At 72.0% G+C, this 20,480-nt stretch carries 15 protein-coding genes and 1 riboswitch; of the genes, 9 read left to right on the top strand and 6 right to left on the bottom strand.

Annotated elements, in window-relative coordinates:
- Window positions 1–96: 96 nt before the first annotated feature.
- A complete protein-coding gene (locus ACFV6X_RS23415; RefSeq protein WP_385386400.1) occupies window positions 97–2,553 on the bottom strand; it encodes a DNA topoisomerase (ATP-hydrolyzing) subunit A in 2,457 nt (818 codons plus the stop codon).
- Window positions 2,554–2,872: 319 nt separating this feature from the next.
- On the opposite strand from ACFV6X_RS23415, the gene ACFV6X_RS23420 reads away from it, so the two are divergent.
- The 4 genes from ACFV6X_RS23420 (at window position 2,873) to ACFV6X_RS23435 (ending at window position 7,642) form a co-directional block, all read left to right on the top strand.
- Complete coding sequence (locus tag ACFV6X_RS23420; protein ID WP_385386402.1) at window positions 2,873–4,228, top strand: M16 family metallopeptidase; 1,356 nt, start codon at window positions 2,873–2,875, stop codon at window positions 4,226–4,228.
- Entirely contained in the window at window positions 4,225–5,613 is a 1,389-nt protein-coding gene (locus ACFV6X_RS23425) for a M16 family metallopeptidase (RefSeq protein WP_385386404.1), read from the top strand. The genes ACFV6X_RS23420 and ACFV6X_RS23425 overlap by 4 nt, the downstream gene beginning before the upstream one ends.
- A gap of 202 nt (window positions 5,614–5,815) precedes the next feature.
- A riboswitch (cyclic di-AMP (ydaO/yuaA leader) is annotated at window positions 5,816–5,981 on the top strand.
- A gap of 12 nt (window positions 5,982–5,993) precedes the next feature.
- The gene (locus tag ACFV6X_RS23430) at window positions 5,994–6,758 is read left to right on the top strand and encodes a M23 family metallopeptidase (protein ID WP_385386406.1); all 765 of its coding nucleotides are present in this window, start codon (window positions 5,994–5,996) and stop codon (window positions 6,756–6,758) included.
- A gap of 188 nt (window positions 6,759–6,946) precedes the next feature.
- Window positions 6,947–7,642, top strand: coding sequence for a GntR family transcriptional regulator (locus ACFV6X_RS23435; RefSeq protein WP_365446127.1), 696 nt, complete (start codon window positions 6,947–6,949; stop codon window positions 7,640–7,642).
- 176 nt (window positions 7,643–7,818) lie between these two features.
- Here the strand turns inward: ACFV6X_RS23435 and ACFV6X_RS23440 are convergent, their stop codons facing one another.
- Window positions 7,819–8,100 (bottom strand): HPr family phosphocarrier protein, encoded by a 282-nt coding sequence (locus ACFV6X_RS23440; protein ID WP_030021209.1) that lies wholly within the window; start codon window positions 8,098–8,100, stop codon window positions 7,819–7,821.
- Window positions 8,101–8,278: 178 nt separating this feature from the next.
- On the opposite strand from ACFV6X_RS23440, the gene ACFV6X_RS23445 reads away from it, so the two are divergent.
- The 4 genes from ACFV6X_RS23445 to ACFV6X_RS23460 are packed head-to-tail and all read left to right on the top strand — an operon-like array spanning window position 8,279 to window position 13,786.
- A complete protein-coding gene (locus ACFV6X_RS23445) occupies window positions 8,279–11,254 on the top strand; it encodes a GNAT family N-acetyltransferase (RefSeq protein ID WP_385386408.1) in 2,976 nt (991 codons plus the stop codon).
- A gap of 54 nt (window positions 11,255–11,308) precedes the next feature.
- The gene (locus tag ACFV6X_RS23450; protein WP_365459241.1) at window positions 11,309–11,905 is read left to right on the top strand and encodes a DUF5998 family protein; all 597 of its coding nucleotides are present in this window, start codon (window positions 11,309–11,311) and stop codon (window positions 11,903–11,905) included.
- Entirely contained in the window at window positions 11,905–13,095 is a 1,191-nt protein-coding gene (locus tag ACFV6X_RS23455; protein WP_385386410.1) for an alkaline phosphatase family protein, read from the top strand. Before ACFV6X_RS23450 ends, ACFV6X_RS23455 begins: the two co-directional genes overlap by 1 nt.
- 43 nt (window positions 13,096–13,138) lie before the next feature.
- Window positions 13,139–13,786: a thymidine kinase gene (locus tag ACFV6X_RS23460; protein WP_385386411.1), complete on the top strand. Its 648-nt coding sequence runs from the start codon at window positions 13,139–13,141 to the stop codon at window positions 13,784–13,786.
- A 62-nt stretch (window positions 13,787–13,848) separates the two neighbouring features.
- On the opposite strand, the gene ACFV6X_RS23465 is transcribed toward ACFV6X_RS23460, so the two are convergent.
- Window positions 13,849–14,652: a VOC family protein gene (locus tag ACFV6X_RS23465; protein ID WP_385386413.1), complete on the bottom strand. Its 804-nt coding sequence runs from the start codon at window positions 14,650–14,652 to the stop codon at window positions 13,849–13,851.
- Window positions 14,653–14,949: 297 nt separating this feature from the next.
- Here ACFV6X_RS23465 and ACFV6X_RS23470 point away from each other — a divergent pair, with 297 nt between their 5' ends.
- On the top strand, window positions 14,950–15,801 hold the full coding sequence (locus tag ACFV6X_RS23470; protein ID WP_385386415.1) for a sulfurtransferase: 852 nt from the start codon (window positions 14,950–14,952) through the stop codon (window positions 15,799–15,801).
- A gap of 96 nt (window positions 15,802–15,897) precedes the next feature.
- Here ACFV6X_RS23470 and sepH read toward each other — a convergent pair whose 3' ends face one another.
- The 3 genes from sepH to ACFV6X_RS23485 all read right to left on the bottom strand — a co-directional run bounded on the left by sepH (window position 15,898) and on the right by ACFV6X_RS23485 (window position 20,336).
- Window positions 15,898–16,932 carry a septation protein SepH gene (gene sepH, locus ACFV6X_RS23475; RefSeq protein WP_385386417.1) on the bottom strand — a complete coding sequence of 345 codons (1,035 nt, stop codon included), beginning with the start codon at window positions 16,930–16,932 and terminating at the stop codon, window positions 15,898–15,900.
- Between the two features lie 877 nt (window positions 16,933–17,809).
- A complete protein-coding gene (locus tag ACFV6X_RS23480) occupies window positions 17,810–19,138 on the bottom strand; it encodes a D-arabinono-1,4-lactone oxidase (protein WP_385386418.1) in 1,329 nt (442 codons plus the stop codon).
- Window positions 19,098–20,336, bottom strand: a complete 1,239-nt coding sequence (locus tag ACFV6X_RS23485; protein ID WP_385386420.1) for an MFS transporter — start codon at window positions 20,334–20,336, stop codon at window positions 19,098–19,100. Before ACFV6X_RS23485 ends, ACFV6X_RS23480 begins: the two co-directional genes overlap by 41 nt.
- Window positions 20,337–20,480: the final 144 nt, after the last annotated feature.

The raw sequence follows: 20,480 nt of genomic DNA on the forward strand, positions 1-20,480 counted from the left end.
GCAGTGGCTGCACACCTACAATCACCACCGCGGACACACCGCGCTGAAGGGCCAACCACCCGCCAGCCGCGTCCCCAACCTCACAGGGCAATACACCTAGACCGGCCCCGCAACCGCCCCCACCGGCTTCGCCAGGGAGACGCCCGAGCCGTCGCGGCGCGGGTCCATCTCGGGCAGCTCGGTGGGCGAGCCGTTCTTCTGCGCGGCGAGGGCCGGCGTGGCGCCCGCCCAGGCGAAGGACAGGCAGTCCTCGCCCTTCAGGAACCGCTGGCAGCGCACGCCACCGGTCGCCCGGCCCTTGCGCGGGTACTGGTCGAACGGGGTCACCTTGGCCGTCGTCTGCACGGAGTCGTCCAGCGTGCCGCGCGAGCCCGCGACCGTGAAGACGGCCGCGTCCACCGCCGGGTCCACGGCCGTGAAGGAGATGACCTTGGCGCCCTCGGTGAGCTTGATGCCCGTCATGCCGCCCGCCGGACGGCCCTGCGGGCGCACCTGCGAGGCCTGGTAGCGCAGGAGCTGCGCGTCGTCCGTGACGAAGACCAGGTCCTCCTCGCCCGTGCGCAGCTCCACCGCGCCGACGATCCGGTCGCCCTCCTTGAGGGTGATGACCTCCAGCTCCTCCTTGTTGGCCGGGTAGTCGGGCACCACGCGCTTGACGACGCCCTGCTCCGTGCCCAGCGCGAGCCCGGGGGAGGACTCGTCGAGCGTGGCCAGGCAGACGACCGTCTCGTCGCCCTCCAGGGAGACGAACTCGGCGAGCGGCGCGCCGCCGGAGACGTTCGGCGCCGTCGTCGTCTCCGGGAGTTGCGGGAGGTCGACGACGTTGATCCGCAGCAGTCGGCCCGCCGAGGTCACCGCGCCCACCTCGCCGCGGGCCGTGGCCGGCACCGCCGAGACGATCACGTCGTGCTTGGCGCGCTTGGCGGCGGCGTCCTCGGGGAACGGCTCGGCGTTCGCCGTACGGGCCAGCAGCCCCGTCGAGGACAGCAGGATCCGGCACGGGTCGTCGGCCACCTGGAGCGGAACGGCTGCCACCGTGGTGGCGTTCGAGTCCAGCAGGACCGTACGCCGATCGGTGCCGAACTTCTTGGACACCGCGGCCAGTTCGGTGGAGACCAGCTTGCGCAGCTCGGCGTCCGACTCCAGGATCCGGGTCAGCTCCTGGATCTCCGCGGTGAGCCGGTCCTTCTCGGCGTCCAGCTCGATGCGGTCGTACTTGGTCAGGCGGCGCAGCGGCGTGTCCAGGATGTACTGCGTCTGGATGTCGCTCAGCCCGAAGCGCTCGATCAGGCGCTCCTTGGCCTGGGCGGAGTTGTCGCTGGAGCGGATCAGGCGGATCACCTCGTCGATGTCCACCAGCGCCGTGAGCAGGCCCTCGACCAGGTGCAGCCGGTCGCGCCTCTTGCCGCGGCGGAACTCCGAGCGGCGGCGCACGACCTCGAAGCGGTGGTCGAGGTAGACCTCCAGGAGCTCCTTCAGGCCCAGCGTGAGGGGCTGGCCGTCGACCAGCGCGACGTTGTTGATGCCGAAGGACTCCTCCATCGGCGTGAGCTTGTAGAGCTGCTCCAGGACCGCCTCCGGCACGAAGCCGTTCTTGATCTCGATGACCAGGCGCAGCCCGTGCTCACGGTCGGTGAGGTCCTTGACGTCGGCGATGCCCTGGAGCTTCTTCGAGCCGACCAGGTCCTTGATCTTCGCGATCACCTTCTCCGGGCCGACCGCGAAGGGCAGCTCGGTGACGATCAGGCCCTTGCGGCGTGCCGACACGTCCTCCACGGAGACCGTGGCGCGGATCTTGAACGTGCCGCGGCCGGTCTCGTAGGCGTCGCGGATCCCGGTGAGGCCGACGATCCGGCCGCCGGTGGGCAGGTCGGGGCCCGGGACGTGCCGCATCAGGGCGTCGAGGTCGGCGTTCGGATGCTTGATCAGGTGGCGGGCGGCCGCGATGACCTCGCGCAGGTTGTGCGGCGGCATGTTCGTGGCCATGCCGACCGCGATTCCGGACGCGCCGTTGACCAGCAGGTTCGGGAAGGCGGCGGGCAGGGCCACCGGCTCCTGCTCCTGGCCGTCGTAGTTCGGCGCGAAGTCGACCGTGTCCTCTTCGATCGACTCCGTCATCAGGCTCGTGGCCTCGGCCATCCGGCACTCGGTGTACCGCATGGCGGCGGGCGGGTCGTCGTTGCCCAGCGAGCCGAAGTTGCCGTGGCCGTCGACCAGGGGCACCCGCATGGAGAACGGCTGGGCCATGCGCACCAGGGCGTCGTAGATCGACGCGTCGCCGTGCGGGTGCAGCTTACCCATGACCTCGCCGACCACGCGGGCGCACTTCACGTACCCGCGGTCGGGGCGCACGCCCATCTCGTTCATCTGGTAGACGATGCGTCGGTGCACGGGCTTGAGACCGTCACGGGCGTCCGGCAGGGCCCGGGAGTAGATGACCGAGTACGCGTACTCGAGGAAGGAGCCCTGCATTTCGTCCACGACGTCGATGTCGAGGATCCGCTCCTCGTACGAGTCGTCGGGCGGCGGGGTCTTCGTGCTGCGGCGGGCCATCGCTGCCGGCTCCTCCTGTTTTCTGGTCGTTCGCCCACGGGGCGCTCAGGTCCCTGCGGCTCGCTCTTGCTGAAGCGTGAACGGCATCTGACGCGGACCATTGTGGACCGCGCCACTGACAACGCGGACGCTGGACCCGACGTCGGCCACCCGGCCCCGCGCTGACCCGCAGGCTACGCCCTCGCGACGGGCAACCAGATTCTCGCTGTGGGCGTACGCGCTCCGGGAACTTCACACCAGGTCGGCGCGCTTGCATACAGTGGCAGGACTGGCAGGAAATCTGCGGTTTCCCGACCGCACCGCGATCGAAGGGACGTACATGCCCATGGGTCACACGGCCACAGCCGAGGCAGGCTCCGGCGGGCTGACAGCGACAGAGCACCGCCTGGACAACGGCCTGCGTGTGGTGCTCTCCGAGGACCACCTGACCCCGGTCGCCGCGGTGTGCCTGTGGTACGACGTCGGCTCGCGCCACGAGGTCAAGGGGCGCACCGGCCTGGCTCACCTTTTCGAGCACCTGATGTTCCAGGGGTCCGCCCAGGTCAAGGGGAACGGGCACTTCGAGCTGGTGCAGGGCGCCGGTGGCTCGCTGAACGGCACCACCAGCTTCGAGCGCACCAACTACTTCGAGACCATGCCCACCCACCAGCTGGAGCTCGCCCTCTGGCTGGAGGCGGACCGCATGGGCTCGCTGCTCACCGCCCTGGACGACGAGTCCATGGAGAACCAGCGGGACGTCGTCAAGAACGAGCGCCGCCAGCGCTACGACAACGTCCCCTACGGCACCGCCTTCGAGCGGCTCGCCGCCCTCTCCTACCCGGAGGGCCACCCGTACCACCACACGCCGATCGGCTCCATGGCCGACCTGGACGCGGCGACCCTGGAGGACGCGCGCCAGTTCTTCCGCACGTACTACGCGCCGAACAACGCGGTGCTGTCGGTCGTCGGCGACATCGATCCCGAGCGGACGCTCGAATGGATCACGAAGTACTTCGGCTCCATCGCCGCCCACGACGGCAAGCCCGCGCCACGCGACGGTTCGCTGCCGGAGGTCATCGGCAAGGAGCTGCGCGAGGTCATCGAGGAGGAGGTCCCGGCACGTGCCCTGATGGGCGCCTACCGGCTCCCGCACGACGGCACGCGCGCGTGCGACGCGGCCGATGTCGCGCTCACCATCCTCGGCGGCGGCGAGTCGTCCCGCCTGTACAACCGGCTCGTACGACGCGACCGTACGGCGGTGGCGGCCGGGTTCGGCCTGCTGCGGCTGGCCGGAGCGCCCTCCCTGGGATGGCTGGACGTGAAGACGTCCGGCGACGTCGAGGTGCCGGTCATCGAGGCCGCCATCGACGAGGAGCTCACCCGCTTCGCCGAGGAGGGCCCGACGGCCGAGGAAATGGAGCGTGCGCAGGCGCTGTTGGAGCGCGAGTGGCTGGACCGGCTGGGCACGGTCGCCAGCCGCGCCGACGAACTCTGCCGGTACGCCGTGCTGTTCGGCGACCCGAAGCTCGCCTTCACCGCCGTGCAGCGTGTCCTGGAGGTGACGGCCGAGGAGGTCCAGGAGGTCGCCAAGGCCCGCCTACGGCCCGACAACCGCGCGGTGCTCGTCTACGAGCCCACGGCTCCGGAAGCCGCCGAGACCGACGCAGACGACGACACCGAGGAGGCGGCCAAGTGACCGAGCTCGCCACGATGGACTTCCACGCCCGGCCGCAGGCGGGCGAGGCCCGCCCCTGGGCGTTCCCTGCTCCCACGCGCGGGACGCTCGACAACGGCCTGACCGTGCTGCGCTGTGACCGCCCCGGCCAGCAGGTCGTGGCCGTGGAGGTGCTGCTGGAAGCGCCCCTGGAGGCCGAGCCGGCCGGACTCGACGGTGTCGCCACGATCATGGCGCGGGCCTTCTCCGAGGGCACCGACAAGCACTCCGCCGAGGAGTTCGCCGCAGAGTTGGAGCGCTGCGGCGCCACCCTGGACTCACACGCCGACCACCCCGGCGTCCGGCTGAGCCTGGAGGTGCCGGTCTCCCGCCTGCCCAAGGCGCTCGGACTGCTGGCGGACGCCCTCAGGGCGCCCGCCTTCGCCGACAGCGAGGTCGAGCGGCTGGTCCGCAACCGCCTCGACGAGATCCCGCACGAGCTGGCCAACCCCTCCCGGCGGGCCGCCAAGGAGCTCTCCAAGGAGCTGTTCCCGGCGACCTCGCGCATGTCCCGCCCGCGCCAGGGCACCGAGGAGACGGTCGCGAAGATCGACTCCGCCGCCGTACGCGCCTTCTACGAGCGGCACGTCCGCCCCGCCACCGCCACCGCCGTGGTCGTCGGCGACCTCACCGACGTCGACGTCGACGTGCTGCTCGGCGAGACCCTGGGTGCCTGGGCCGGCTCCCAGGCACAGCCGCGTCCCGTGCCGCCGGTGACGGCCGACGACACCGGCCGTGTGGTGATCGTGGACCGTCCTGGCGCCGTCCAGACCCAGCTGCTGATCGGCCGCGTCGGCCCCGACCGGCACGACCGCGTGTGGGCGGCCCAGGTGCTCGGCACGTACTGCCTGGGCGGCACCCTCACCTCCCGTCTGGACCGCGTCCTGCGCGAGGAGAAGGGCTACACCTACGGGGTGCGCTCGTTCGGTCAGGTGCTGCGCTCCGCGCCCGACGGCAGCGGTGCCGCGATGCTCGCCATCAGCGGTTCCGTGGACACGCCGAACACCGGGCCCGCGCTGGAGGACCTCTGGACGGTGCTGCGCACGCTGGCCGCGGAGGGGCTCACGGACGCCGAGCGGGACGTCGCCGTGCAGAACCTCGTCGGTGTGGCGCCGCTGAAGTACGAGACCGCGGCGGCCGTCGCGGGGACCCTGGCCGACCAGGTCGAGCAGCACCTCCCCGACGACTACCAGGCGACGCTGTACCAGCAGCTCGCCGCGACCGGCACCGTCGAGGCCACCGCGGCGGTCGTCAGCGCTTTCCCGGCGGACCGTCTGGTGACGATCCTCGTCGGTGACGCGGCACAGATCAAGGCGCCCGTCGAGGCCCTCGGCATCGGCGAAGTCACAGTCGTCCCGGCCGAGTAGAGGCCGGCGAGCGGCACGCGCGCGGAGGGGCCCTGGTGACGGACGCGTCACCAGGGCCCCTTTATGTCCCAATTGAGGGAGTGGTTGCCTGTCTGGCCTGTGGGATGCGCTACAAACGCCCGGATGGGTTTGGGGATTGAAAGATGTCCCGCTTAGCGTCATCCGGGCTGTCCGTCAGGCAGTGCGCCGCACCCGCGGCACCGGACAGTCATCGCCGAGTCCCCGTACGGCGCGAGCCAGGGGAGCCGGGGACCCAACCATGAAGTCCCTGGGGTGAATCGGACGCCCGCGCACGGCGAGGGAGTCCGTAGGAGACCTTCCTGCTCCGAACCCGTCAGCTAACCCGGTAGGCGAGAGGGAAGGAAAGGACCAGCCACCACATGGCGTTCACGCGCGCCACCGGGAAGCATCGCCGTCCCAGCCGGATGAAGCGCACCACCGCCCAGGCGGCCGGTGTCGCGGCCCTCACCACCACCGGTGTCCTCGGCACCCTGGCCGCTCCCGCGCTCGCCGCCGAGCCCGCGGCCGAGCAGACCGGCCTGCTCCCGGTCATCACCATCGGCGACTCGGTCGCCGAGCAGATAGACGCCCAGGCCGCCGCCCAGCAGCAGGCGGCCGAGGAGGCCGAGGCCGAGAAGAAGGCCGAGGCCGCTGCCAAGAAGCGCGCCGAGGAGCGGGCCAAGGAGGCCCGCGAGGCCAAGGAGCGCGCCGCCCGTGAGGCCGAGCGCAAGCGCCTCAACACCTACGTGTCGCCGATCAGCGGCTCCTACGTCTCCACCGGCTACCGGTCCGGCGGTGCGCTGTGGTCCTCCGGCAGCCACACCGGTGTCGACTTCCACGCCGCGAGCGGCACCCCCGTGCACGCGGTCGGCTCCGGCACCGTCGTCGAAGACGGGTGGGGCGGGGCGTACGGCAATCAAGTAGTGATCAAGATGAACGACGGTACGTACACCCAGTACGGTCACCTGTCGTCCTTCGCTGTCTCGGTGGGCCAGACGGTCACCCCGGGGCAGCAGATCGCCCTGTCCGGGGCCACCGGCAACGTCACCGGAGCGCACCTGCACTTCGAGGCCCGGACGACGGCGGAGTACGGCACGGACATCGACCCGGTCGCCTACCTCCGCTCGCACGGCGTCGGCATCTGACAGCGGACCGCCCCGCTTCCCGCGGCCCCGGCTCTCCGAGCCGGGGCTTTCGGCGTTTCGTACGCCTGTATGTCCAAAAAATATCCATGGATTCCGACCCGCCATCGGAAATTCCGGCTCATTGCAATAGAGTCACGGAACACACGTCAGTCGTCGGCGTTTCACGGGGATTAAGGCGGAGGTCGGTCATGCGTATTCCGGCGCATTCGGTGTGCACGGCCATCCGGGACGACATCGTCGCGGGTGTCTACGAGCGTGGCGGCCGGCTCACCGAGGAACTCCTCGCGCGCCGCTACGGCGTCTCCCGCGTCCCCGTCCGTGAGGCCCTGCGCACGCTGGAGGCCGAGGGCTTCGTGGTGACCCGGCGGCACGCGGGCGCGTGCGTGGCGGAGCCCTCCGAGCAGGAGGCCGCCGACCTGCTGGAGATGCGCCTGCTGCTGGAGCCGCTCGGCGCGGCGCGGGCCGCGCAGCGGCGCACCGAGGCCCATCTGAAGGTGCTGCGCGGCCTGGTCCGGCTGGGCCAGGAGCGGGCCAGGCGGGGCGGCAGCGAGGACCTGCGCTCCCTGGGCGGCTGGTTCCACGAGACGCTGGCCCAGGCCTGCGGAAGCCCCGCGCTGATCGCCATGCTGACCCAGCTGCGGCACAAGATCGCCTGGATGTACGCCGTGGAGGCGCCCGTCAGCCCCGTGGAGTCCTGGTCGGAGCACGGCGCGATCGTGGACGCGGTGGCGCGCGGCGACGGGGAGCGGGCGCGGGCGGTCACGGCGCTGCACGCCGAGCGCGCGACCGGCGCGCACCGGCTCCGATTTCCTGGCGGCGGCGACCGCGCGGACCGTGTGAGGACTTCGCAACATGCCGTAAACATGTCGGGCCTGCGGCATTAACACGGGCGCCGTATACAAAGAAGCGATATTTGGCGGCAGTGAATTTACGCTGCCCTTTTCGGCATGTTCTGAATTCTCTCGACCCGTCGGGCGAAAAAGCGACCGGGTATGCGGGAGACGGCGAAGCCGCGCCGCCCGGAATGGGCGACGCGGCCTCAGGAATGCCGTCAGCGGGTTCAGACGGTCTCGGGGAGCTCCTCAAGGCCCTCCGCGACCAGCTTGGCCAGACGGTCGAGCGCGGCGTCAGCGCCCTCGGCGTCGGAAGCCAGGACGATCTCCTCGCCGCCCTGGGCGCCCAGACCCAGGACTGCCAGCATGGAGGCCGCGTTGACGGGGTTGCCGTCCGCCTTGGCGATCGTCACCGGGACGCCTGCGGCCGTGGCGGCTCGTACGAAGATGGAGGCGGGGCGGGCGTGGAGGCCCTCGGCCCAGCCGACGTTGACGCGGCGCTCAGCCATGTGATGCTGCCCTTCAGGTGTTCAGGGTTGTCTAGACCAGTTTCCCATATCGCGAAGCATGCCCCGACGGGCCCTGTGTCCCGTCCGGAACGGCACCGGACCGCGGCCTCGGTCCGTTGCCCGTCCTTCCACAGACTGCCTCGCGCCGTTGTCGTACGCGAGCCGTACTCTGGGGCCCATGCAGAGCCCGTCGGACCGGCATGAGTACCCCGCCCACTGGGAGGCCGACGTGGTGCTGCGCGACGGCGGCACCGCACGCATCCGGCCCATCACCGTCGACGACGCCGAGCGCCTGGTCAGCTTCTACGAGCAGGTCTCGGACGAGTCGAAGTACTACCGCTTCTTCGCGCCCTACCCGCGCCTGTCCGCGAAGGACGTCCACCGCTTCACGCACCACGACTTCGTGGACCGGGTGGGACTCGCGGCCACCATCGGCGGCGAGTTCATCGCCACCGTACGCTACGACCGCATCGGCGCCGACGGCATGCCCGCGTCCGCGCCCGCCGATGAGGCCGAGGTCGCCTTCCTGGTGCAGGACGCCCACCAGGGGCGCGGTGTCGCCTCCACCCTGCTGGAGCACATCGGCGCCGTCGCCCGTGAGCGCGGCATCCGCCGCTTCGCCGCCGAGGTGCTGCCCGCCAACAACAAGATGATCAAGGTGTTCACGGACGCCGGGTACACCCAGAAGCGCAGCTTCGAGGACGGCGTCGTACGCCTGGAGTTCGACCTCGAACCCACCGACCGCTCGCTCGCGGTGCAACGCGCGCGTGAGCAGCGCGCCGAGGGGCGGTCGGTACGGCGGCTGCTGACGCCCGGCTCGATCGTCGTCGTCGGCACCGGGCGCACGCCCGGGGGCGTGGGCCGCAGCGTGCTCGGCAACATCCGGGAGGCCGGGTTCACCGGCCGCCTGTACGCCGTGAACAGGGCCTTGCCCGCGGGGCAGAAGGAGCTCGACGGGGTGCCTGCGTACCGGTCGGTGCGGGACATCGAGGAGCCCGTCGACCTGGCGGTGGTGGCGGTGCCGGCGGAACACGTCCCCGAGGTGGTCGCCGAGTGCGGGGAGCACGGGGTGCAGGGGCTCGTCGTGATCTCCGCCGGGTACGCCGAGAGCGGGCCCGACGGGCGCGAGCGCCAGCGTGAACTCGTGCGGCACGCGCGCGCGTACGGCATGCGGATCATCGGGCCGAACACCTTCGGGATCATCAACACCTCCTCGGAGGTGCGGCTCAACGCCTCGCTGGCACCGGAGATGCCGCGGCCCGGGCGGATCGGGCTGTTCGCGCAGTCCGGAGCGATCGGCATCGCGCTGCTGTCCCGGCTGCACCGGCGCGGTGGCGGGGTCACCGGGGACACGGGCGTGTCGACGTTCGTCTCCTCCGGCAACCGCGCGGACGTGTCCGGCAACGACGTACTCCAGTACTGGTACGACGATCCGGACACCGACGTCGTCCTGATGTACCTGGAGTCCATCGGCAACCCGCGCAAGTTCACCCGCCTCGCTCGGCGGACCGCGGCGGCGAAGCCGCTGGTCGTGGTGCAGGGCGCGCGCCACGGGGGTGCGGCGCCCCAGGGACATGCGGTACGGGCCACGCGGCTGCCGCACGCCACGGTGTCCGCGCTGCTGCGGCAGGCCGGGGTGATCCGGGTGGACACGATCACCGAGCTGGTGGACGCCGGGCTGCTGCTCGCCCGCCAGCCCCTGCCGACGGGGCCCCGGGTGGCGATCCTCGGGAACTCCGAGTCGCTCGGGCTGCTGACGTACGACGCCTGCCTGGCCGAGGGGCTGCGGCCGCAGGCGCCGCGGGACCTCACGACCGCGGCCTCGCCGGAGGACTTCCGGGAGGCGCTGGCGCGGGCGCTGGCCGACGACACGTGCGACGCGGTCGTGGTGACCGCGATACCGATGGTGGGGGAGGGGAAGGCGGGGGACGCTGCGCTGGCCGAGGCTCTCAGGTCGGGCGCGGCGGCGGTGCCCTCCAAGCCGGTGCTCGTGGTCCACGTCGAGCTGGGCGGACTCGCGGACGCCCTGTCGGCGGCGGCGAGCACGGCACCGCAGCCGGGGCCGGCGGGGCCCGGCGACGGGAGCGGGGCGGAACCCTCTCCCCCCGGGGAACGGCGGCCTGCGGCGGGCGAGGGCGGGCCGACCGGGCAAGCGGGCGCCGGCTCAGGCCGGCCGGCCGCCATAGACGGAGCGCGCCCGGGTACGCCTCCGCGGCCTCCAGGCCCACGGACAGCGAAAGCCGTCACCGGCCAGGAAGCACCCACGGCTCCCACCCCCCTCCCCACCGACTCCCACCTCATCCCCGCCTACCCCGCCGCCGAACGCGCCGTCCGCGCGCTCGCCCAGGCCGTCCAGTACGGGCAGTGGCGGCGGGAGGCCGCCGACCCCGGGAAGGTGCCCGAGTACGACGACATCGACGAGAAGGGGTCCGCGGAGCTGATCGGCGGGCTGCTCGCGCGCGGGCAGGGGCTCACGCTCGGCATGGAGGAGACCTGCGAGCTGCTGCGCCGGTACGGCATCCATGTGCACCGGGCCCTGCCCGCCCCGGCCCCCGACGACGCGGCGGCGGCCGCCCGCGCGCTCGGCTACCCCGTCGCCCTCAAGGCCACCGCCCCGCACCTGCGCCACCGCGCCGACCTCGGCGGTGTCCGGCTCGACCTCGCGGACGAGGAGCAACTGCGCAGGGCGTACACCGAGTTGACGGAGATGTTCGGGCGGCCGGAGGAGCTGCGGCCGGTCGTGCAGCGGATGGCCCCGCGAGGAGTGGACACCGTCGTACGGGCCGTGATCGACCCGGCCGCCGGAGCGGTGCTCTCCTTCGGGCTCGCCGGGGCCGCCTCACAGCTGCTCGGGGACACCGCGCACCGGCTGGTCCCGGTCACCGACCGTGAGGCGACCTCGCTGATCCGCTCGATCCGGACCGCGCCGCTCCTCTTCGGCTGGCGCGGCTCCACCCCCGTCGACACCCCGGCCCTCGAACAGCTGCTCCTTCGGGTGTCGCGCCTGGTCGACGACCACCCGGAGGTCGTCGCGGTCACCCTGGAACCGGTCGTCGTCGCCTCCCACGGCCTGAGCGTCCTCAGCGCCTCGGTCCGCCTGGCCCCACCTCCCGTCCGAGACGACCTGGGCCCACGAACCCTCCCGACGTACTGAGCCCAGGGCCCGCACAGCCGGAGCGGTGCCTCGCAGTCAGTGGGCCCCCGTAGGATGGACGGCATGGCCAAGACCAGTACGACGACCCAGGGGCTGCGTGCGGCGATCGAGCGCAGCGGCTACTACCCGGCCCTCGTGGCCGAGGCGGTGGAGGCCGCTGTGGGCGGGGAGCCCATCCGGTCGTACCTGGTCCATCAGGAGACGACGTTCGACCAGAACGAGGTGCGGCGGCATGTGACCGTGCTCGTCCTGACCGACCACCGCTTCATCGTCAGCCACACCGACGAGCAGGCCGCCGACAGCACCTCGCCCACGCCGTACGCCACGACGTCGACGGAGTCGGTGAAGCTCGACCGGATCTCCTCGGTCGTGGTCAGCCGCGTCGTCGGGAACCCCGAGTCGTACACGCCGGGCACCCTCCCGCGCGAGGTGGTGCTGACGATCGGCTGGGGCGCCGTCTCCCGTATCGATCTGGAGCCCGCCGCCTGTGGCGACCCCAACTGCGAGGCGGACCACGGCTACACGGGCAGCTCGACGGCGGACGACCTCAGCCTGCGCGTCAGCGAGGCCGGGGACGGCCCGGAGACGGTCCGCCAGGCCCTCGTCTTCGCGCAGGCCATCTCCGAGGCGACCGCGGACCCCACGCGCTGATGGCTCAGCCCGCCGCTTGGGAGCACCCCGAGCCCCTCGCCGTCGACTCCGCCCCGCGCCCCGAGTACGGCACGGGCTCGCTCGCCGACCTGCTGCCCACCCTGGCCGCCGGCATGGGGGTACCCGGCATGACCGCGGCCATCACCGAGCTGACCCCCGCGGACCGGGTCTGTGTGTTCCTGATCGACGGGCTCGGCTGGGAGCAGGTGAAGGCGCACCCGCTGGAGGCGCCCTTCCTGACCTCTCTCCTCCCTACCTCGCGCGGCGGTACGGGCCGCCCCCTCACCGCCGGCTACCCGGCGACGACCGCGACCTCACTGGCCTCCGTCGGCACCGGCCTCCCGCCGGGCGCGCACGGCCTGCCCGGCTACACCGCGCGCAATCCGGACACCGGCGAGCTGATGAACCAGCTCCGCTGGCACCCCTGGACACCGCCGGCCGCATGGCAGCCGTACCCCACAGTCTTCGAGCTGGCCGACCGCGCCGGCGTGCACGCCGCGCAGGTCTCGTCGCCCGCCTTCCAGAACACCCCGCTGACCAAGGTCGCGCTCAGCGGCGGAACGTTCCACGGGCGGCTGACCGGCGAGGAGCGCATGGACCTCGCCGCCGAGCAGCTCGCCGTCGGCGACCGCAGCCTCGTCTACACGTACTACGCCGAACTCGACGGCGCAGGCCACCGCTACGGCGTCGCCTCCGACACCTGGGTCGGCCAGCTCATGTACGTCGACCGCCTGGTCGAGCGCCTGGCCGAGCAGCTGCCCCCGCGCAGCGCGCTCTACGTCACCGCCGACCACGGCATGGTCGACGTGCCCTTCGACGAGCGGCACCGCATCGACTTCGACGAGGACTGGGAACTGAGCGCGGGCGTCGCCCTGCTCGGCGGCGAGGGCCGCGCCCGGCACGTCTACGCGGTGCCGGGCGCCGGGAACGACGTGCTGACCTGCTGGCGCGAGGTGCTCGGCGAGCAGTTCTGGGTGGCCTCGCGGGACGAGGCGATCGCGGCGGGCTGGTTCGGGCCGCACATCGACGAGCGGGTGTACGCGCGCATCGGCGACGTGGTCGCGGCCGCACGGGACGACGTCCTGCTCATCGCCTCCCAGCGGGAGCCCAAGGAGTCCTTGATGGTGGGCAACCACGGCTCGATGACCCCCGCCGAGCAGCTGGTCCCGCTGCTCGAAGTACGTTCCTGACACCCACCCTGCCGAACCCTCGCCGAAAGGTGCTCGACTTCCCATGCCCGAGCTGGTGTTCTTCTCCGGAACGATGGACTGCGGGAAGTCGACGCTGGCTCTCCAGATCGAACACAACCGGTCCGCGCGCGGGCTGCAGGGCGTGATCTTCACCCGCGACGACCGGGCCGGCGAGGGCAAGCTGTCCTCCCGGCTCGGCCTGGTCACCAATGCCGTCGAGGTCACCGACGGCATGGACCTGTACACGTATCTCGTCGACCAGCTCTCGCAGGGCGGGCGCGCGGACTACGTGATCGCGGACGAGGCGCAGTTCCTGGCGCCGGAGCAGATCGACCAACTCGCGCGCGTGGTCGACGACCTGGGTCTGGACGTCTACGCCTTCGGCATCACGACCGACTTCCGCACGAAGCTCTTCCCGGGCTCCCAGCGGCTGGTGGAGCTGGCCGACCGGGTCGAGGTGCTCCAGGTCGAGGCCCTGTGCTGGTGCGGAGCCCGGGCCACGCACAATGCCCGTACGGTCGGCGGACAGATGGTCGTCGAGGGTGCGCAAGTGGTGGTCGGCGACGTCAACCAGGCGGACACCGTCGGCTACGAGGTGCTGTGCCGCCGGCATCACCGGCGGCGCATGACGGCCGCCTCGGCGCACGCGGCGGCGCTGTCGCCCGACGTGCTGCCGGTGTCACCGGCCTGACCATCTCCCGCGTCCTCATCGGCAGCTCCGCCTCGGCAGCTCCGCCTCGGCGGCGGCCCGGCTCAGGGTCGGCTCTGGATCAGCGCGAAGCGCGCGCCCGCGGGGTCGGTCACCGTGGCCACGCGCCCGTGCGCGCTCTCGGCCGCCGGTTTGAGGACATGGCCGCCCAGCCCGGCGACATGATGCAGCGCCTCGTCCATGTCGGCGACCTCGAAGTACGTCAGCCAGTGCGGGCCCCGGTCGCGGGGGAGCGACGTGCCCACGCCGTGGACGCCGGCGACGGGGCGGCCGTCCAGGTGCAGGGTGAGGTAGTCGATGTCGGCGGAGACGACCGCCTCGTGATCGTGGCCGAAGACGCTGCCGTAGAACTTGGCGACCCTCTCCGACTCGAACGTCAGCAACTCGTGCCAGGCCGGTGTCCCAGGCAACCCCGCGATGCCGATGCCGCGGTGGGCCGCTGCCTGCCAGACGCCGAAGACCGCGCCCGAGGGGTCCGAGCAGATGGCGAGCCGCCCGGCGTCCTCCGCGTCGAGCGGACCCACGCCGACCGTGCCACCGCACAGGCGGATGGTGTCAGCGGTCCGGTCGACGTCGTCGGAGGCCAGGTACGGCGTCCAGGCGACGGGCAGATGCCGGTCCGGCGGCAGCTGGCCGATGCCCGCCACCTCACGGCCGTCGAGCAGGGCCCGCACATAGGGGCCCAGCTGCTGAGGGCCGGGGCGGAACTCCCAGCCGAACAGGGTCCCGTAGAACTCCTCGGTCGCGGCCAGTCCGTGCACCATCAGGCTCACCCAGCAGGGTGCGCCGGGCGTGTACCGGGCGTGCGCTTCGCCCTCGCGGTCGGCCGGCCCCCGTGCCTCGGTCATCGTCACTCTCTCCTCGGCCCCTCGCGGTGGCCGCGTCGCTTCCGCTCTCGGACCCCCGTGCCCGATGCTCGCACCGCCCTCGGTGTCCCGCTCCGCGGGCACGCCGCCGCATTCCGCTCCACGCCCGGCAGTTGTCCGGTCTGCGGTTGCTTGTTCGTTTCCGGGGGATTGCTCTCGGATGTCGATCGGCTCTACAGCTTGTGCCCGATCCCGTACGCCTGGTGATCAAGCGTGTCCGGCCGAGCAGAGTAGCCGGACCTGGACGATGGGGCCACCCCGTGCGCAAGGATGGTGACCATGAACGCCATCATCACCGCATCCGAACTCGCGAGCGACCTGGCAGGACCCCGTCCGCCCGTCCTGCTCGACGTCCGCTGGCAGCTGAGCGTGGCCAAGGCAGCCGGTGAGCCGCCGTTCGACGGCCGCGCCGAGTACGCCGCCGGGCACATCCCCGGCGCGGTCTACGTCGACCTGGACCGTGAACTGGCCTCCGCGGCCGGCGCGCACGGGCGGCATCCGCTCCCGCACCTCGCGGAGTTCGGCGCCGCGATGCGCCGTGCGGGTGTGACGCCCGGGCGCCGGGTCGTCGTGTACGACGGCGGTCAGGGCTGGGCCGCGGCCCGCGCCTGGTGGCTGTTGCGCTGGACGGGTCACCCGGACGTGCGGGTGCTCGACGGGGGGTTGCCGGCGTGGGAGGGCGCGCTGTCGGTGCAGGAGTCGACGCCCGCGGAGGGCGACTTCCGGCCGGAGCCCCGCGCGGAGGGGCTCCTCGACGCGGACGCTGCCGCGGCGTTGGCCCGATCGGGTGTGCTGTTCGACGCGCGGGCGGCGGAGCGGTACCGGGGCGACGTGGAACCGATCGACCGGGTGGGTGGGCACATCCCCGGGGCGGTGTCGGCGCCGACGAACGAGAACGTGGGGGCGGACGGCCGCTTCCTGCCCGCCGCGGAGCTCCGGGCGCGCTTCGACGCGCTGGGGGCGCACGACAGGGACCATGTGGGCGTGTACTGCGGTTCCGGTGTCTCCGCAGCGCATGAAGTGCTCGCGCTGGCCGTCGCGGGGATCCCGGCGGCGCTGTACGTGGGGTCGTGGTCGGAGTGGTCGTCGGACCCGTCGCGACCGGTGGCGGTGGGACCGGATCCACAGTGACGCAGGCTCGGCCGGGGCGTGTCGCTCACCCGCGCGCCGAGGGCCCGCACCTGGTCGATCAGGTGCGGGCCCTCGTGCCTCTGGCGATCGTCGGGACTACTCCTGCTTCTTGCGCCGCGTCCCGAACACGATTTCGTCCCAGCTCGGGACGGCCGCTCTCCGGCCCGGGCGGACGCCGTCCGCCTCGGCCTGGCGGTCGGTGGCGCCGACGAGGCGGTCACGGTGGCTGCCGACGGAACGCGGCATGAGGACGTCCGCGTAGGCGGAACCGGCAGAGGCCGCAGGCGCCGGAGGCTCCTCCGCCTCGGGCTCCGCGACGGGTTCCTCCACCGGCTCGGGCGCCGGACGCTCCGGGACCACCAGGTCGCCCCGGAAGCTCGGCACCGCCTCCAGCAGGCTGGTCAGCGAGTCCCGCTCACCCGCGCCCTCCTCGGCGGGCTCGGCCGGGGGCGGCGGCAAACTCGGCCGCTCCCGCTCCAGGGGGCGCTCCAGCGGGCGCTCGCGCGGCAGCCGTGCGATGCGCGGGACGAACGGAAAGCTGGGCTCGGGCGTGCCGAGGTCGTCGGCCTCGCCGATCAGCGAGCGGGCCTCGTCGTCGACCGCCTGGACGAGTCGCCGGGGCGGGTCGTACGTCCAGCTCGCCGAGTGCGGTTCGCCCGCGACGACGTAGACCAGCAGCACTTCCCAGGTGCCGTCGTCACGGCGCCAGGAGTCCCACTGCACGGTGTCCTTGTCGGCGCCGCGCAGCACCAGCCGCTCCTGCACGGCCTCGCCGAGCAGCGGGCCGGAGTTCTCGCCGGGGCGGCGGACCGGGGTCTTGCGGGCCCGCTCGGCCATGAAGGCGCGCTCGGCCAGCACGGGACCCTCGAAGCGACGTACGCGATCGACGGGGATGCCCGCCATTTGGGCGACCTCTTCCGCGGTCGCGCCCGCACGTATCCGCGCCTGGATGTCTCGGGGGCGGAGATGGCTCTCCACCTCGATCTCGATCTGGCCGAGGCGGGGACGGTCGCCGCGCACGGCGGCGCGGAGCCGTTCGTCGATCGGAAGCGTGTACTCCGTGCTGTCCGCAGCCTTCAGCACCAGCCGTGTGCCGTCATTGGAGACGGCCACGACACGCAGTTCGGGCATGGGGACCTCCCGGGTGGTGCCTGCCGACGTCACGTGCGTCGCTGCTTCCGCTAGTCGAGTGTGGCCTGCCCGGGTGCAGCCTGCCACAACCTTGCCGAGTTGCCCGGCGTGTCGGGCACGGGGCCTGCGACGCCGTTATGACACGGTTACCTTTTCGCAACGCTAAGTGACCAACTCCGTCACCCTGTGCAACAAGCCCCCTCCCGGCGGTCCTTCAAGGTCGCGGACGCCCAGGCGGGAGACCGGACCCAGGGCTCGCCACAGTACTCCATTTGGACCACGTGCGTGGATTGGCGCGCCGTCCAACTTCTTCCGGGGGACAGCGCTTGGCCGCCGCTGACGGGTTTTTCCGATCACACACGTGGCGTACTTCACGGAATCACAGATACGGAACTACCGGTTCGGCCGTACGTCCCCTCTCGTACCCCCAGTCGATCAAGTGCGGGAAAGGCAGGCGAGGCCCCGGAATGCGTGAAAGGCCCGATGTCGTCCAGGAGTCGAGCGCCGGCACTTCTTCACGCGGACCGGCGAACAGTTCCGCGGCGCGGCGGTGGCGGCCCCAGCCGCAGAGCAAGTCCCGCGCGCTCCGGGGGAGTTCGCCGAGGGCACGGTCTACCGCGCGCGGGAAGCCGCAAGCGCCCCCTGCCGGCGGCCGCCCTGGTCCTCGGCGTCACGATGGCCGGCATCACCACCTATGAACTGGCCTCCGGGCAGCTTCAGCGGCAGGGGCACCACGACGGTCGGCGACGCCTCGTCCGGCGGTGACGACGGCGGTACGACGGGCAGTTCGACGCCGACACCCGGCCCGAGCGAGAGCGGCGAGGGGAACAGGACACCGGCGAGGAGCCGGCGGCGACCCCCACGCCCAGCGCGCCCGCTACGGACCCAGCACCCTCCGCAAGTAGTCGTTCTGGAACCGACGATCCGGATCCAGCCGGTCCCGCAGAGCCGTGAACTCCCCGAAGCGCGGATAGACCCCGGCGAGGTACTCGGCGTCCCGCGTGTGCACCTTGCCCCAGTGCGGCCGCCCCTCGTAGGCGGTGAAGATCCGCTCCGCGGCCGTGAAGTACGCCTGATGGGGGGTGCCCTGGAACATGTGGACGGCGATGTACGCGGTGTCCCGGCCCGACGCCGTGGACAGCGTGATGTCGTCGGCCGGGGCGGTGCGCACCTCGACGGGGAAACTGATCCGCAGCCGGGACCGGTCGACCGTCGCCTTCAGTTCGCGCAGCGCATCCACGACGGCCTCGCGCGGGAGGGCGTACTCCATCTCCACGAAACGCACCCGGCGCGGGGAGGTGAAGACCTTGTACGGGATGTCGGTGTAGGTGCGCGCGGAGAGGGCCTTGCTGGAGACCCGGGCGATCGCCGGGATGCTCGCCGGCGCGGCGCGACCGACCCAGTTGGCCACCTGGAACAGCCCGTTGGAGAGGAGCTCGTCCTCGAACCAGCCCTTGACCTGCCCCACCGGGCGCTCCGGGCCGGCGCTGCGGTTGTTGCGCTTGGTGTTGGTGTTACCGGTGTGCGGGAACCAGTAGAACTCGAAGTGCTCGTTCTCGGCCCAGAGTTCGTCGAAGGACTCGGTGACCCGGTCGAAGGTCATCGGCTCCTCACGCGCGGTGAGCAGGAAGATCGGCTCGACGGCGAAGGTGATCGCGGTGACGATGCCCAGGGCGCCGAGGCCGATCCGGGCGGCCGCGAACACGGCTCGCTCCTCCTCGGTCCCCTTCTCGGAGCAGGTGAGCACCGAGCCGTCGGCGGTGACCAGCTCCAGGCCCCGGATCTGAGCGGCGATCGAGGCGGAGTCGCGGCCGGTGCCGTGCGTGCCCGTACTGGTGGCCCCGGAGACCGTCTGCTCCATGATGTCGCCCATGTTGGTCAGCGACAGCCCTTCACGCGCGAGGGCGAGGTTGAGCCTCTTGAGGGGGGTGCCGGCCTCCACCGTGACGGTGCCTGCCTCCCGGTCGATGTCGCGTATCCCGGTCAACAGTTGAGGCCGGATCAACACACCGTCCGTCGCCGCTATGGAGGTGAAGGAGTGTCCACTGCCGACGGCCTTCACCGTCAAGCCTTCCTCCGCCGCCCGCCGTACCGCCTCGGTCAACTCCTCCACGGAGGCGGGCGTGACCGCCCGTGCCGGCCGGGCGGCGACATTACCGCCCCAGTTACGCCACGTGCCGTTCTTCCCGCTCGCTGTGCTGCTCAACGGTGCCTCCCCGACCCGCAGCCGGCCGCTTGAGCCGGCGGTACCCGAGGAAACCGACCGCGACCGCGACGGCCCCGGACACCGCCGGAACCCCGTACCCGGCGCGCGCACCGGCGGCGTCGATCACCCAGCCGGCCACGGAGGAGCCGAGCGCGACCCCCACCGCGAGCCCGGTGCTCACCCAGGTCATGCCCTCGGTCAGTTGCGCGCGTGGTACGTGCTCTTCGATCAGGGACATCGTCGTGATCATCGTGGGAGCGATGGACAGGCCCGCGACGAAGAGCGCCACGGCCAGAAACGGCAAGTTTCCGACCAGTAGGAGGGGGATCATACTCACGGCCATCGCACACACACCCAGCAGCCACCGAGGTTCGGGCGCTCCCTTGAAGTGCAGCAGCCCGAAAACGGCACCCGCCGCGCAGGAGCCCAGCGCGTAGACCGCCAGGACGACACTGGCCGCCGCCTTGTGGCCCTGTTCGTCGGCGAAGGCCACGGTGACCACGTCCACCGACCCGAAGATCGCGCCGGTGGCCACGAAGGTGCTCACCAGGACCTGGAGGCCGGACGAGCGCAGGGCGGAGCCGCCGCCGCGCCGCTCGCGCGGGTGCGGGGCGGGCTCGGTGGCCCGTTGGGCGGTCAGCCAAAAGACGCCGACCGCGAGGAAGCAGGCCGCCAGCAGCGGGCCGGCCTCCGGGAACCAGGCGGTGGACAGGCCGATCGAGATGATCGGCCCGAAGATGAAGCAGATCTCGTCCACCACGGACTCGAAGGAGTACGCGGTGTGCAGTTGCGGGGTTCCCCGGTACAGGGCAGCCCAGCGGGCCCGGATCATCGCGCCGACGCTCGGCACGCACCCGATGCCCACGCAGGACACGAACAGCACCCAGTCCGGCCACCTGTAGTGCGCGGCGAGCAGCAGCACGATCCCCGCGCCCAGCGCCAGCAGCGTCGCCGGGCGCAGCACGCGCCGCTGCCCGTACTGGTCGACCAGCCGAGAGACCTGGGGGCCCGCCACCGCCGCCGACAGCGCGATGGTGGCCGACAGGGCGCCCGCCAGCCCGTAGCGCCCGGTGAGCTGGGAGATCATCGTGACCACGCCGATGCCCATCATCGACAGGGGCATCCGGCCGAGGAACCCCGCGGCGGAGAAGCCCTTGGAGCCGGGGGCGGCGAAGAGGGCGCGGTAGGGGCTGGGCACTGGGTCTCCGGGCGGCTCGGAAGGGATCGCGAAGGGCCGATACCGCTTCATGAGGGCGCGGCACGGCTCGTACTGGTGGGTAAGGCGCGAAGTCGGCGGATACAGCTTACGAGTTAGGTGACCCTAATGCACCCGCGGGTGTGG

Origin of the sequence: Streptomyces sp. NPDC059861 (assembly GCF_042731435.1) — a bacterium.
Classification (GTDB): Bacteria; Actinomycetota; Actinomycetes; order Streptomycetales; family Streptomycetaceae; genus Streptomyces.